The 14278-nt window shown below is 72.2% G+C and carries 4 protein-coding genes and 3 pseudogenes; all 7 read left to right on the top strand.

Annotated features, from left to right (window positions below):
• Positions 1–89 precede the first annotated feature (89 nt).
• Positions 90–1865 carry an AMP-binding protein gene (locus MCHUDSM44219_RS06805; protein WP_048417475.1) on the top strand — a complete coding sequence of 592 codons (1776 nt, stop codon included), beginning with the start codon at positions 90–92 and terminating at the stop codon, positions 1863–1865.
• Positions 1862–3888, top strand: a pseudogene (locus MCHUDSM44219_RS30760) (type I polyketide synthase); the annotation flags it as partial. The gene MCHUDSM44219_RS06805 and the pseudogene MCHUDSM44219_RS30760, both read left to right, overlap by 4 nt.
• Before the next feature lies 1 nt (position 3889).
• A pseudogene (locus MCHUDSM44219_RS30755) lies at positions 3890–6508 on the top strand (acyltransferase domain-containing protein); the annotation flags it as partial.
• A 1-nt stretch (position 6509) separates the two neighbouring features.
• On the top strand, positions 6510–7507 hold a 998-nt coding region (locus tag MCHUDSM44219_RS30750), incomplete at its 5' end, for a beta-ketoacyl reductase (RefSeq protein ID WP_236695378.1).
• A gap of 105 nt (positions 7508–7612) precedes the next feature.
• Positions 7613–9364, top strand: a complete 1752-nt coding sequence (locus MCHUDSM44219_RS06795) for an AMP-binding protein (RefSeq protein ID WP_048417474.1) — start codon at positions 7613–7615, stop codon at positions 9362–9364.
• Positions 9361–11391 (top strand): annotated as a pseudogene (locus tag MCHUDSM44219_RS30745) (type I polyketide synthase); the annotation flags it as partial. The gene MCHUDSM44219_RS06795 and the pseudogene MCHUDSM44219_RS30745, both read left to right, overlap by 4 nt.
• A 1-nt stretch (position 11392) precedes the next feature.
• A partial coding sequence (locus tag MCHUDSM44219_RS30740) for a type I polyketide synthase (protein ID WP_236695377.1) occupies positions 11393–14277 on the top strand: 2885 nt, incomplete at its 5' end.
• Position 14278 lies beyond the last annotated feature (1 nt).

The raw sequence follows: 14278 nt of genomic DNA, 5'->3' as shown, positions 1-14278 counted from the left end.
AGCGGGGGATGCGCGGCCACGAGCTGCGATTCGGTTTGCCACGCGGCAATGGGGCCGGGACGCAGAACTATTGATGAAAGGACGTCGCCATGCCTTTGCTTGAGTCGACCATTCCCGGCATCCTCGCCGAGCGGGCTCGTCAGCAGCCCGATGATGTGGCGTACACCTTCATCGACTTCGACATCGACCCGGCCGGATACGCCGAGTCGCTGACCTGGTCCCAGGTCCACCACCGCGTCCAGGTGGTCGCCGAGGAACTGCTGCGGCACGGCTCCAAGGGCGATCGCGCCGCGATCCTGGCGCCGCAGGGTCTCGAATACATCATCGCGTTCTACGGCGCCATGGCGGCGGGCTTCATCGCCGTGCCGCTGCCCGTGCCCGCCATGGGCCAGCTCGACGAGCGGGTCAACGGCGCGCTGCGCGATTGCCAGCCCGTGGCGGTGCTCACCACCTCGGCCGTCGTGCACGACATCATGACCTACGTCGGCACCCTGCCCGGCGGCAATCCGCCCGCCGTGATCGAAGTCGACGCGCTGGACTTCGACTCCCCGCGCACCATGGAGCTGAACGTCGGTCCGCTGCCCAAGACCGCGTACCTGCAGTACACCTCGGGATCCACGCGCGCGCCGGCCGGCGTGATCATGACGCACCGCAACGTGATCGCCAACGTCAAGCAGGTCTTCGACGACTACATGGAGCACCGCAACGGCATCCCGCCGCAGGACATCACGTTGGTGTCGTGGCTGCCCTTCTACCACGACATGGGTCTGATCCAGGGTGTCTTCGCGTCGCTGCTCACGCCGTCGGAGAACGGCGGTCTGCACGGCCGCCCGGCGATGCTGATGAGCCCCGTCGCGTTCCTGCAGAAGCCGGCCCGCTGGATCCAGCAGCTCGCGACCCACACGCACGCCTGGTCGGCCGCGCCGAACTTCGCGTTCGAGTTGTCGGTCCGCCGCACCAGCGACGCCGATCTGGAAGGCATGGACCTCGGCGACGTCCTGGGCATCATCAGTGGCAGCGAGCGCATCCACTCGGCCACGATCCGGCGCTTCAACGAGCGGTTCGCGAAGTTCAACATGCCCGCCACCACGGTGCGTCCGTCCTACGGGCTGGCCGAGGCCACGCTGTACGTGATCTCCGCCCCGATGGGCCACACGCCGTCCACCGTCCGGTTCGACTACGAGAAGCTCGCGGCCGGTCACGCCGAGCGCTGCGGCACCGAGGCGGGTACCGAGCTGGTCACCTACGGCGCCCCGCGGTCGTCGACCGTGCGCATCGTCGATCCGGAGACCCGCACCGAGAACCCCGACGGCAAGGTCGGCGAGATCTGGGTGCACGGCGACCAGGTCGCGATGGGCTACTGGCGCAACCCGCAGCAGACCGAGCGCACGTTCGGCGGCGAGATGGTCAATCCCTCGGAGGGCACCCCGGTCGGTCCGTGGCTGCGCACCGGCGACCTCGGCGTGATGAGCGAGGGCGAGATGTTCATCATCGGCCGCATCAAGGACATGCTGATCGTGGACGGGCGCAACCACTACCCGGACGACATCGAGGCCACCATCCAGGAGATCACCGGCGGCCGTGTGGCCGCGATCTCGGTGCTCGACGACACCAGCGAGCAGCTGGTCGCGGTCGTCGAGATGAAGAAGAAGGGCAGCTCCGAGGCCGAGGCCATGGACAAGCTGCGCGCGGTCAAACGTGAGGTGGCCTCGGCCATCAAGAAGACCCACAGCGTGCGGGTCGCCGATCTGGTGCTGGTCGCGCCCGGGTCGATCCCGATCACCACCAGCGGCAAGATTCGGCGCTCGGCCTGCGTGGATCGTTATCGCCAGGACGAGTTCAGCCGGTTGGACATCACTACATGACCTCTGCTTTCGACGAGGACGCCCTGCGGAACTGGTTGGTCGACTATCTGGTCACCAACATCGGGTGCAGCCCCGACGAGATCGATTTCGACGCACCGCTCAACGACCTCGCCGTCGGTTCGAGCGATGCCGTCGTGCTCACCGGTGAGCTCTCCGAGCTGCTCGGCCGCACCGTCTCGCCGGTGGAGTTCTGGCAGTACCCCACGATCAACGCGCTCGCCAAGTTCCTGACCGGCGGGGAGGTCGAACCGGTCGTCGAGGCCGCCGCCGCGACCGTTGGCGCCGAGTACGTGGCCGGCAACGAGCCGATCGCGGTGATCGGCCTGGGCTGCCGCTTCCCCGGTGGCACCGACCTCGACGGCAACATCGAGGGGCCGGACGCCTACTGGCAGTTCCTCACCGAGGGCCGTTCCGCGGTCCGCGAGGTTCCGGCCGACCGGTGGGAGACCTTCGCGGTGGACTCGCCCGAGGCCGCCGCGGCGCTCGCCGGAACCACCCGGTGGGGGTCGTTCCTGCGCGACGTCGACTCCTTCGACGCGGAGTTCTTCGAGATCTCGCCCAGCGAGGCCGACAAGATGGACCCGCAGCAGCGACTGCTGCTGGAGGTCACCCAGGAGGCGCTCGAGCACGCCGGCATCCAGGCGCACAGCCTGCGGCACTCCCAGACCGGGGTGTTCGCCGCAGCGTGCCTGGGGGAGTACGGCTACCTGTCGACCGTCGACCTCGGCGATGTGGACTCCTGGTCGGGCACCGGCGGTGCGCTGTCGATCATCGCCAACCGGGTGTCGTACTACTTCGACCTGCGCGGGCCCTCGATGACCATCGACACCGCGTGTTCGTCCTCGCTGGTGACGATCCACCTGGCCTGCCAGAGCCTGCGCGCGGGCGATTCGAACCTCGCGCTGGCCGCCGGGGTGAACCTGCTGCTGTCGCCGGCGGTGACCCGCAGCTTCGACCAGCTCGAGGCGATGTCCAAGACGGGGCAGTGCCACTCGTTCGACGCCGCCGCCGACGGGTTCGTCCGCGGCGAGGGCTGCGGCGTCGCAGTCCTCAAGCGGCTCTCCGACGCCCAACGCGACGGTGACCGGATCCTCGCGGTGATCCGCGGTTCGGCGGTCAACCAGGACGGCCGCTCCAACGGACTGATGGCCCCGAACCCGGCCGCCCAGATGGCGGTGCTGCGCTCGGCGTACACCGCCGCGGGCGTCGAGCCCCGCGAGGTGGACTACGTCGAGGCGCACGGCACCGGCACGCTGCTGGGCGATCCGATCGAGGCCCGCGCCCTGGGCACCGTACTGGGCAAGGGCCGGCCCGCGGAGCGCCCGCTGCTGCTGGGTGCGGTGAAGTCGAACCTCGGGCACCTCGAGGCGGCCGCCGGTATCGCCGGGTTCGCCAAGGCCGTGCTCGCCCTGCAGCACCACACGATCCCGGCCAACCTCGGCTACAAGAAGCCGAACCCGCACATCCCGTTCGACAACCTGCGCCTCAAAGTCGTGGACGCACCGACCGAGTGGGCGCAGGCCGGGCGGCCGCGCCGCGCCGGCATCTCGTCGTTCGGCTTCGGCGGCACCAACGCCCACGTCGTCATCGAGGAAGCGCCCGTCGCCGCGCCGCAGCCCGCCGAGGCCGTCGAGCCCGCCGTGACGACGCTGGTGGTGTCGGGCCGCGCGCCCGAGCGCATCGCGTCGCAGGCCGCGATGCTCGCCGAGTGGATGGCCGGCCCCGGCGCCGAGGCCACGCTCAGCGAGATCGCGCACACGCTCAACCACCACCGCTCCCAGCACGCCAAGTTCGCCACGGTGGCGGCTCGCGACCGCGAGCAGGCCATCGCCGGGCTGCGGGCACTCGCGGCCCAGCAGACCGCACCCGGGGTGGTCGGCCCACACGTCGGCGCCTGCAAGCGCGGCACGGTGTTCGTGTTCTCGGGGCAGGGTTCGCAGTGGGCGGGCATGGGCCGGCAGCTGTTGGCCGACGAGCCCGCGTTCGCCGCGGCGGTGGCCGAGATCGAGCCGGTGTTCGTCGANTTCGCAGTGGGCGGGCATGGGCCGGCAGCTGTTGGCCGACGAGCCCGCGTTCGCCGCGGCGGTGGCCGAGATCGAGCCGGTGTTCGTCGACCAGGTCGGCTTCTCGCTGCACGACATCCTCGCCGAGGGCCGCCCGGTCAGCGGCGACGCCGAGGTGCAGCCCGTGCTGATGGGCCTGCAGCTGGCCCTGACCGAGCTGTGGCGCTCCTACGGCGTGCACCCCGACGCGGTGATCGGCCACTCGATGGGCGAGGTCACCGCCGCCGTGGTGGCCGGTGCGCTGAGCCTGGCCGACGGCCTGAAGGTCATCGCCCACCGCTCGCGCATCATGTCCCGGCTGGCCGGGCAGGGCGCCGTCGGGCTCGTGGAGCTGGCGCCCGACGCGGCCGAGGCGTTCGTCGCCGACTATCCCAGCGTCGAAGTCGCGGGCTACGTGTCGCCGCGCCAGACCGTGGTCGCCGGCCTGCCCGACGAGGTGGACGCCGTCATCGCCGCGGTCGGCGCCCAGGACCGCTTCGCGCGCCGGGTCAACATGGAGGTCGCCTCCCACACCGCGCTGATGGACCCGGTGCTCGACGACCTGCGCGCGGCGTTCGCCGGGATCACCCCGCGCACGCCGACGATCCCGTTCCTGTCCACGGTCGTCGACGCCGAGGAGCCGGTGCTCGACGCCGACTACTGGGTGGCCAACGTGCGGCAGCCGGTCAGGTTCAGCCAGGCCGTCGCCGCGGCGGCGCAGGAGATCGGCACGTTCATCGAGGTCAGCGCCAACCCGATCCTGACCTACGCGGTCGCGGACACGCTGGGCACCGGCCACCACCACAGCCTCGGCACGCTGGTCAAGGACGGCGACGACACGCTGTCGTTCCACACCACGCTCAACGCGACGCACACCACCCACGCCCCGGAGACCGTCCACCCGGAGCATCAGGGCGGGCCGCTGCTCGACCTGCCCGCCACGCCGTGGCACCGCACCCACCACTGGGCGATCCGCAAACCGGTGTCCTCCGGCGCGTCCGCCCCGCGGCCGGGCACCGTGCTGGGCGCGCACACCCCGGTGGCGGGTCCGCAGCCCGGCCATCTGTGGCAGGCCCGGCTCAGCCCGCAGGCCAAGCCGTACCCGCACGCCCACCGCTTCGCCGGGGTGGAGATCGTTCCGCTGTCGGTGCTGCTGCAGACGCTCGCTCTGGCCGCGGCGCACGCCGGGGCCACGGCGGTCGCCGACGTGCGCTTCGCGTTCCCGATCGCCGTCGACGCCCCCCGCGTCGTGCAGGTGTACGCCGACGCCGACACCGTGACCATCTCGTCGGCCACCGGCGAGGAGACCGAGGACCGGCACTGGGTGCGGCACGTCACCGCGCGCATCAGCCGCGACGCGGTCGGCCCCGCCGCACCGGCGGCGACCGACGCATCGGGGTACGACCCCGCCGCGCTGGCAGAACTGCACACCGCGTGGGGCATCGACGGGCTGGCCTATCCCTGGACCGTGGAGGCGCACACCGGCGGTCGCGGGGAGTCGCGCACCGACGTGACGTTCGCCGACGCTCCCGACGCACCGCTGGCCGCGGCGCTCGACGCGGCGGTCAACCTGGGCCGTCTGGTCGACGCGTCGAGCCCCGGGCTGATGGTGCCCTCCTCGGCCGACGTCGTGGTGTTCGCAGCGACGCAGCCCAGGGCGCGCGGCACGATCGTGACCCGCAGCCGGGGCCGCGACGACGACGCGCTCGTCGTCGATATCTCGGTCACCGCCGAGGACGGCAGCCCGATCGCCGAGCTGCGCGGACTGCGGTACACGCCGGTCGAGGCGGCCGACGCTGCCGAGCCCGATGCCCCACCCCGGCGCATCGCGCACCGGCTGGACTGGCAGCCCCGGACCGCCGAGGCCGCGCACTCCGCGCTCGGCACGGTCGCTGTCGTCGGCACCGGTGAGGTCGCCACCGGGCTGCGCGCGCTGGTCGACGCCGCCGAGGTGGCCGACGCCCGGCACGTGATCTACGTGGCCGAGCCGGACGCCTCGGCGCAGTCCGACCAGGAGACCGCGGTCCGCCTCACCACCGAGGTGTCCGAGCTCGTCGGCACGCTCTCAGACCGCGGGCCGCGCGAACCGGCGACGCTGTGGATCCTCACCCGCGGGGTGTACGAGGCGGCGTCGGATGCGGCGCTGAGTCAGAGCTGCCTGTGGGGCGTGGCCGGTGTGGTCGGTGCCGAGCAGCCGCAGCTGTGGGGCGGTCTGGTGGACCTGCCCGAGAACGCCGACCTGGAGCTGTCCGCACTGGTCGACGTGCTGGCGACGCCGGTCAAGTCGGTGGCCGTCTGGCGCGACGGACAGCTGCGCACCTCGACGCTGGCCGAGATCAGCGAGGAGCCGGTGCGCGAGACGCTGCGCTGCCGGCCCGACGCGGCCTACCTGATCACCGGCGGGCTGGGCGTGCTCGGCCTGCTGATGGCCGACTGGCTCGCCGACCGGGGCGCGCGGCGCCTCGTGCTGGCCGGCCGCACCGCGCTGCCGCCGCGGCGCGACTGGGACGCCGCCTCGGACCCGGACGTCCGGGCCCGGGTCGCCGCGATCCGCGCGCTGGAACTGCGCGGCGTCAGCGTCGACACGGTGGCGGTGGACATNACCCGGACGTCCGGGCCCGGGTCGCCGCGATCCGCGCGCTGGAACTGCGCGGCGTCAGCGTCGACACGGTGGCGGTGGACATCGCCGACCGCGACGCGGTCGCCGCCGTCCTGGAGCGGCGCGACGCCGACGGCGCACCCCCGATCCGCGGCGTCATCCACGCCGCGGGCATGACCGAGGCGCAGCTGCTCACCGAGATCGAGGCCGACCGCGTGCATCGCACGGTGTGGCCGAAGATCGCCGGCGCGCGGGTGCTCGACGCGCTGTTCCCGCCCGGCAGCCTGGACTTCCTGTATCTCGCCGCGTCGGCCGGCGCCGTGTTCGGCATCCCCGGTCAGGGCGCCTACGCGGCGGGCAACGCCTACCTCGACGCGCTCGCGCGGTCCCGGCACGCCCGCGGCGACAACACCGTCAGCCTGGACTGGGTGGCCTGGCGCGGTCTGGGCTTCGGCGGCGAAGCCCAGGTCGTCGAGGCCGAACTCGAGCGGGTCGGGTCACGGCCGGTCGGGGCGAGCGAGGCGTTCGCCGCGTGGGACCACGTCACCCGATTCGACGTCGACCAGGTCGTGATGGCGCCGATGCAGTCCGCCGAGGACGCCGCGGCCGTCGCCTCCGACGCGCACCGGCCCGCGGCGCCGACGCGCAACTGGTCGGCGATGAGCGCCGAGGAGCTGCTCGCCGAACTGCGCACCGGGCTGCGCGGCATCCTCGCGACCGAGTTGCGGCTGCCCGAGGACGACGTGGCCACCGATCGGCCGTTCGCCGAGATGGGTCTGAACTCGGTGATGGCGATGTCGATCCGGCGCGAGATCGAACGCCTGGTCGGGCTGGAGTTGTCGGCGACGATGCTGTTCAACCACCCGACGGTCGACTCGTTCGCGACCTACCTCGCTCAGCAGCTGGTGCCCGACATGGACGTCGGCGGCGACGACGAGGGGGCCGACGACGAGGGGGACAGCCTGCTCGACTCGCTGTTCGACAGCGTCGAATCGAACTGAACCGGCCGGGGGATCGATGCGACGAACCACCCAGGATTTCTCGGATCGACCTGACGCGTTAGACGATGTCAGGAGTTATGTCGGGAGTTCTAGAAAGGAACACTGATGCCAGCACTGACGGCGCCCACCGTGACGACCATTCCCGCGCTCCTGGCTGACCGTGCCCGGCAGCAGCCCGAGGACACCGCGTACACGTTCGTCGACTACGAGTCGGATCCGGCCGGCATCACCGACAGCCTGACGTGGTCCGAGCTGCACCACCGGGTCCGCGTCGTCGCCGCGAAGCTCGCCACGCTGGGATCGCCCGGCGACCGCGCGGTGATCCTGGCCCCGCAGAGCCTCGAGTACATCATCGGGTTCCTCGGCGCGATCGAGGCCGGCTTCATCGCCGTGCCGTTGACCATGCCGCAGCTGCGTCAGCACGACGAGCGCGTCACCGGGGCGATGAAGGACTCCCAGCCGGTCGCGGTGCTGACCACCTCGGCGGTCGTCGACGACATCCGCCGCTACGGCCAGCTCGACTCCCGCCAGCGCCCGCCGAAGTTCATCGAGGTCGACACCCTGGACTTCGACTCGCCGCTGCGGCCCGCCGCGCCGGTGTCCCTGCCGAAGACCGCCTACCTGCAGTACACGTCGGGTTCGACCCGGCTGCCCGCCGGGGTCGTGGTCAGCCACCGCAACGTGCTACTCAACGTCGTGGAGCTGCTCACCGACTACTACGAGACGTTCCCCGACGGCGCCGCGCCCGAGGACACCACCGTGGTGTCGTGGCTGCCCTTCTACCACGACATGGGCCTGATCGTCGGGGTGTTCATCCCGATCATGCTGGGCCGGCCGGGCGCGCTGATGAGCCCGATCGCGTTCATGCAGAAGCCCGCCCGCTGGATGCAGCTGCTGGGCTCGCATCCGGGCGCGTTCACCGCGGCGCCGAACTTCGCGTTCGAGCTGGCCGTCAAGCGCACCAGCGACGAGGACATGGCCGGCAAGGATCTGAGCGGTGTGGCCGTGATGATCAACGGCGCCGAGCGCGTGCACGGCACGACGGTGCGCCGCTTCAACGAGCGCTTCGCCGCGTTCGGGCTGCCCGATTCGGCGATGCGTCCCTCCTACGGGCTGGCCGAGGCGACGGTGTACGTGGTCGCCTCCGCGGGCGGGCGGCCGCCGACGTCGGTGCGCTTCGACTACGAGAAGCTGGCGGCCGGGCACGCGGAGCGCTGCGACGACGACAACAGCGGCACCGAGCAGATCGGGCTGGGCCGGCCGCGCACCACGACCGTGCGGGTGGTGGATCCGGAGACCCTCACCGAGAACCCGGCCGGCAAGATCGGCGAGGTGTGGCTGCACGGCGAGCACGTCGCCGGCGGCTACTACCAGAACCCCGAGCTGACGCAGAAGCACTTCGCCGGCCAGCTGGCCGAGCCGACCGCCGGCACGCCCAAGGGCCCATGGCTGCGCACCGGTGACCTCGGGGTGCTGTTCGACGACGAGCTCTACCTCGTCGGCCGGATCAAGGACCTGCTGATCGTCGACGGGCGCAACCACTACCCGGACGACATCGAGGGCACCGTGGCCGAGTTCACCGGCGGCCGGGTGGCCGCGATCTCGGTCGACGACGACGCCAGCGAGCGGCTGGTGGTGATCGCCGAGCTGAAGAAGCAGGTCGATCCGGCGGAGCTGGAGGCGGTCACCCAGCAGGTCACCTCAGCGGTGTCGATGACGCACAGCGTGCGGCTGTCGGACTTCGCGCTGGTACCGCCGGGCTCGCTGCCGCTGACCACGAGCGGCAAGGTGCGCCGCGCGATGAGCAAGGACCTGTACCTCGAGGGTGCCTTCACCCGGTTGGACGCCACTAGATGACCTCAGCTTTCGACGAGGCTGCTGTTCGTCGCTGGCTCACCGACTATCTGGTCACGAACAACGGTTGCAGTCCTGAGCAGATCGCTCGAGGGGCGTCGATGCACGACCTCGGCGTGGGCTCGCGCGACGCCGTGGTGCTGACCGGGGTGCTGTCGGAGTACCTGGGCCGCCCGGTGTCGCCGGTCGACTTCTGGCAGTACCCGACGGTCGACGCGCTGGCCCGGTTCCTGACCGGCGGTGAGGTCGAGCCTGTCGACACTCCGGTCGGGGCGGCCGCGGGCCGGTCGGGGTCGGCCGACGAGCCGGTCGCGGTCGTCGGGCTGGGGTTGCGGCTGCCCGGCGGCGCGGATCTCGACGGCAACATCGAGGGCCCGGACGCGTTCTGGGACTTCCTGACCGAGGGCCGCTCGTCGGTGGTCGAGGTGCCCGCCGACCGGTGGGCCCCGTTCGACGACGGCACCGCCGAGGGTGCGGCGGCGCTGGCGGGCACCACCCGCTGGGGCTCCTACCTGCGCGACGTCGACGCGTTCGACGCCGAGTACTTCGAGGTGATCCCGCGCGAGGCGATGCGGATGGATCCGCAGCAGCGGCTGCTGCTCGAGGTGGTGCACGAGGCGCTGGAGAACGCCGGCATCCCCGCCGACGCGCTCGCCGAGACACGCACCGGCGTGTTCGCCGGCGCCAGCGCGGGGGATTACGCCCAGCTCGGCGCGTCGGATCTCAGCCAGGTGGACGCCTGGTACGGCACCGGCGGCTCGATCAGCATCATCGCCAACCGGGTGTCCTACTTCTTCGACTTCCGCGGGCCGTCGGTGACCATCGACACCGCGTGCTCGTCGTCTCTGGTGGCGATCCATCTGGCCTGCCAGAGCCTGCGCACCGGCGACTCCGATGTGGCGCTGGCCGCGGGGGTGAACCTGCTGCTGTCCCCGGCCGGCACGCGCAGCCTGGACCAAGCCGACGCGATGTCGAAGACCGGCCAGTGCCATGCCTTCGACGCCGCCGCCGACGGGTTCGTCCGCGGCGAGGGCTGCGGCGTGGCGGTGCTCAAGCGGCTGTCCGACGCCCAACGCGACGGCGACCGCATCCTCGCGGTGATCCGCGGTTCGGCGGTCAACCAGGACGGCCGCTCCAACGGCCTGATGGCGCCCAACCCGTCAGCGCAGATGGCGGTGCTGCGGGCCGCCTACGCGGCGGCCGGAGTGGACCCCCGCGAGGTGGACTACGTCGAGGCGCACGGCACCGGCACGCTGCTGGGCGATCCGATCGAGGCCCGCGCTCTGGGCACCGTACTGGGCAAGGGCCGGCCCGCGGAGCGCCCGCTGCTGCTGGGTGCGGTGAAATCGAACCTCGGGCACCTCGAGGCGGCCGCCGGTATCGCCGGGTTCGCCAAGGCCGTGCTGGCGTTGCAGCACAACACGATTCCCGCCAACCGCGGGTACGAGAACCCCAACCCGCACATCCCGTTCGACAAGCTGCGGTTGCGCGTGGTCGACGAGCACACCGAGTGGGCGCCGGCCGGGCGGCCGCGCCGCGCCGGCATCTCGTCGTTCGGCTTCGGCGGCACCAACGCCCACGTCGTCATCGAGCAGCCGCCGGTGGCCGTCCCGGCCGACACGCCGGCCGAGCCCGCCGTGACGACGCTGGTGGTGTCGGGCCGCACGCCGGAGCGCATCGCGTCGCAGGCCGCGATGCTCGCCGAGTGGATGACCGGCCCCGGCGCCGAGGCCACGCTCAGCGACGTCGCGCACACGCTCAACCACCACCGCTCTCAGCACGCCACGTTCGGCACGGTCGTCGCCCGCGACCGGGCTCACGCCGTCGAGGGTCTGCAGGCGCTGGCCGCCGGCCGGTCGGCGCCCGGGGTCGTGCCCGCGGGCGCGGTCGCGCCGAAGCCGGGAACCGTCTTCGTGTTCTCGGGGCAGGGTTCGCAGTGGGCGGGCATGGGCCGGCAGCTGTTGGCCGACGAGCCCGCGTTCGCCGCGGCGGTGGCCGAGATCGAGCCGGTGTTCGTCGACCAGGTCGGCNCGGGAACCGTCTTCGTGTTCTCGGGGCAGGGTTCGCAGTGGGCGGGCATGGGCCGGCAGCTGTTGGCCGACGAGCCCGCGTTCGCCGCGGCGGTGGCCGAGATCGAGCCGGTGTTCGTCGAACAGGTCGGCTTCTCGCTGCACGACATCCTTGCCGAGGGCCGGCCGGTCAGCGGCGACGCCGAGGTGCAGCCCGTGCTGATGGGCCTGCAGCTGGCCCTGACCGAGCTGTGGCGTTCCTACGGCGTGCACCCCGACGCGGTGATCGGCCACTCGATGGGCGAGGTCACCGCGGCCGTGGTGGCCGGCGCGCTGAGCCTGGCCGACGGCCTGAAGGTCATCGCCCACCGCTCACGCATCATGTCCCGGCTGGCCGGGCAGGGCGCCGTCGCCCTGCTGGCGCTCGACGAGCACGCCGCCGCCGCCCAGATCGCCGGCCACCCGAGCGTCGAGATCGCCGGGTACCTGTCGCCGCGCCAGACAGTGGTCGCCGGCCTGCCCGACGAGGTGGACGCCGTCATCGCCGCCGTCACCGCGCAGAACGCGTTCGCCCGCCGGGTCAACATGGAGGTCGCCTCCCACACCGCACTGATGGACCCGGTGCTGCCCGACATCCGCGCGGCGCTGGCCGACATCGACGCGGGCGCTCCGACCGTGCGGTTCCTGTCCACGGTCACCGACCCCGCCGAGACGCCGACGCTGGACGCCGACTACTGGGTGGCCAACGTGCGGCGGCCGGTGCAGTTCAGCCGGGCCGTCGCCGCCGCGGCCGCCGATCACGGCACCTTCATCGAGGTCAGCCCGCACGCCACGCTGGGGCAGCCGATCGCCGCCACGCTGGCCGAGCAGGCCGACGTCCACTCGCTCGGCACACTGGCCCGCGACGCCGACGACACCGTCACGTTCCACACCCACCTCAACGCCACGCACACCACCCGCCCGCCGCAGACCCCGCACCACGGCGAGCCGCACGTGGTGCTGCCCGCCACGCCGTGGCACCGCACCCGGCACTGGGTCGACGTCCGGCCGACGCGCCGGGTCGCCGAGGGCCGCCCCGCCACGGTTCCCGCCGACACCACGGTGCCGGCCGAGTGGTTCTGCGCACTGACCTGGCCGGTGAAAACCCTTGCTGGACAGCAGGATTCGGCCCCATCGCACGGCACATGGCTGGTCGTCGGCGACGCCCGGATCGGCGAGGCGATGGCCCGCCTGCTGGGCGGCCCGGTGAGCACGCTGGCCGCCGGCGACGACGGACTCTCCGACGCGGTGGCCGCGGCAACCCATGTGCTCTACGCCCCGGACGAGCGCGACGGCGACGAGCTGGGCTACGAACTGTTCGAGGCCGGCCGCGCGATCGCCTCGGCAGCCGCGGCGAGCCCGGCGCCGCCCGCGCTGTACCTGCTGACCCGCAACGCCCAGCCCGTCAGCGAGGGGGACCGGGCCAACCCGGCCCAGGCGGTGCTGTGGGGACTGGGCCGCACGCTGGCCCTGGAGCATCCCGAGATCTGGGGCGGCCTCGTGGACGTCGACGCGTCGGTTCCGGCGCCGGTGACGGCCCGCTGGGTGCTGGCCGAGGCGCACGCCGGGGACGGCGAGGACCAGGTCGTGTACCGGGCGGGCGAGCGCCGGGTGGCCCGGCTGGTGCACCAGCCGCCCACGGCCGCCGGCACCGCCGTACTGGATCCGAATCGGGCGCACCTGGTGATCGGCGCCACCGGCAACATCGGGCCCCGGCTGATCGAGCAGCTCGCCGCGATGGGAGCGAAAACCGTGGTGGCCGTGTCCCGGAACCCCGGCGGCCGGCTCGACGAGCTGACCGCACGGCTCGCGGCGACCGGCACGACGGTTGTCACCGCGGCCGCCGACGCCTCCGACGAGGCGGCCCTGCGCGCGCTGTTCGACCGGTTCGGCACCGACCTGCCGCCGCTGGGCGGGATCTACCTCGCCGCGATGAGCGGGGGACCGGTGACGCTGGCGGAGACGACGCACGACGACGTCGTCGCGATGTTCCGCTCCAAGATGGACGCCGCCGCGCTGCTGCACACGCTGTCGCTGGGGCACCCGGTCGAGCAGTTCGTGCTGTTCTCGTCGATCTCCGGTGTGCTCGGCTCCCGCTGGCTGGCCCATTACGCGGCGACGACGACGTTCCTGGACACGTTCGCGTTCGCCCGGCGCGCGGCCGGCCTGCCGGCCACCGCGATCAACTGGGGTCTGTGGAAGTCGCTCGCCGACGTGCAGGAGGGCTTCGAGAAGCAGGCGACGGCCGAGTCGGGCCTGGAGCCGATGGACGACGACACCGCGATCGAGGCGATGCGCCTGTTCGTCGGGCCGGGGGCGCCGGCGCGCGCCACTGTGGTGGCCGCGGACTGGCCCCGGCTGGCCGCCGCGTACCACACCCGCGCCCAGCTGCACATCCTCGACGACCTGCTCGCCGAGGACGCGGGCCCGCAGGCCGCGTTGACGGGGGACACCCCGTTCCGTGGTGAGCTGCGTGCCGCCGACCCGGCGCGCCGCAGAGATTTGCTGGCCGACCATGTCGCTGCCCAGGTCGCCGCGGCGATGGGGCTGGCCTCGGCGCACACGCTGGATCCGAGCGTCGGGTTCTTCCAGTTCGGCATGGATTCGCTGATGAGCGTAACGTTGCAGCGTTCTCTGAGCGAAAGCCTTGGGGAGGTCCTGCCCGCCTCGGTGGTGTTCGACTACCCGACCATCGAGGCGCTCACCGATTATCTGGCGTCGGTCCTGCCTGAGATAATCGAGACCGCCGGTCACGACGACGAGGTCGTGGCGGGCGAGGGCGGTGACGGCTCGGACGAGGCCGCGGACGCCTACGACGACCTGGCCGAGGACGAACTGCTTGCCAGACTTTCAGAAAGATTGAGTTGAC

Source organism: Mycolicibacterium chubuense, from assembly GCF_001044255.1.
GTDB classification, from domain to species: domain Bacteria; phylum Actinomycetota; class Actinomycetes; order Mycobacteriales; family Mycobacteriaceae; genus Mycobacterium; species Mycobacterium chubuense.
The sequence above is the reverse complement of the archived record's forward strand: the minus strand, read 5'-3'. Positions and strand labels throughout refer to the sequence as shown.

Excerpts from the sequence above, each read along its gene's own strand:
- MCHUDSM44219_RS06805 (WP_048417475.1), top strand. The coding sequence starts at position 90 with ATGCCTTTGCTTGAGTCGACCATTCCCGGCATCCTCGCCGAGCGGGCT.
- MCHUDSM44219_RS06795 (WP_048417474.1), top strand. The coding sequence starts at position 7,613 with ATGCCAGCACTGACGGCGCCCACCGTGACGACCATTCCCGCGCTCCTG.